The organism is Halomonas sp. 707D4, assembly GCF_024158685.1.
GTDB lineage: Bacteria > Pseudomonadota > Gammaproteobacteria > Pseudomonadales > Halomonadaceae > Vreelandella.
This window is the reverse complement of sequence record NZ_JAMZBD010000756.1, coordinates 1-1,026: the sequence shown is the minus strand read 5'-3', so window position 1 is coordinate 1,026 and position 1,026 is coordinate 1. Positions and strand designations below refer to the sequence as shown.

Sequence of the window (1,026 nt, the reverse complement as noted above, 5' to 3'; positions counted from 1 at the left end):
CGCGGTGCAGCAGGTAGCCGAGAAGTCCCGCGTTCAGAAACGCCGACAGCGCCGTGGCCAGCGCCAGCCCCGCGTGAGCCAGCGGCCAGATCAGAATCAGGTTGAACACCATGTTGGCCACCATGGCCATGATGCCGACCTTGACCGGCGTCCTGGTGTCCTGGCGTGCGAAGAAGCCCGGCGCCAGCACCTTGATCAGCATGAAGGCCACCAGCCCCACGGCGTAGGCGCGCAGGCTCATTGCCGACATCTGGATGTCGCTGTCGGTCATCGCGCCGTAGTGGAACAGCGTGATCAGCAGCGGCTCGGCCAGTACCACCAGCGCCAGGGCGGCGGGCACACCGAGCAGCAGCACCATGCGAATACCCCAGTCGAGCATTCGCGCGAAGTGCTCGCTGGAGCGCTCGGCGTGGCGCTTGGAGAGGGCCGGCAAGATCACCGTGCCGATCGCCACGCCGAACACCCCGAGCGGCAGCTCCACCAGGCGGTCCGAGTAGTAGAGCCAGGAGACGCTGCCCGCCGCCAGCAGCGAAGCCAGCACCGTATCGAGCAGCAGGTTGATCTGGGACACCGAGACCCCGAACAGCGCCGGCGCCATCAGTTTGAGAATGCGCTTGACGCCGTCGTGGGCGAAGTTGGGCCAGGGCGTGGGCAGAAGCCCGAGGCGATAGAGAAACGGCACCTGGAAAGCGAGCTGGGCGATGCCGGCGATCAGCACCCCCCAGGCCAGCGCCATGGCGGGCTCCTCCATCAGCGGCATCAGAAAGAGCGCCGCGCCGATCAGCGACAGGTTCAAGAACACCGGCGTGAAGGCGGGAACGGCGAAGCGGTTCCAGGTATTGAGCACGGCGCCGGAGAACGCGGTCAGCGAGATCAAGAGCAGATACGGGAAGGTCAGGCGCAGCATGTCCGCGGTCAGCGCGAGCTTCTCCGGGTCGCGCCCGAAACCCGGGGCGAACAGCCAGATCAGCCAGGGCGCGGCCAGCATGGCCAGGGCCGTGATCAGCGCCAGAAGCGCGGTGAGAC

At 67.1% G+C, this 1,026-nt stretch carries 1 protein-coding gene; it reads right to left on the bottom strand.

Annotated features, from left to right (window positions below; translation table 11 throughout):
* Positions 1-1,026: murein biosynthesis integral membrane protein MurJ (gene murJ, locus BIS11_RS18480; protein WP_253586850.1), on the bottom strand; the 1,026-nt coding region annotated here is incomplete at both ends.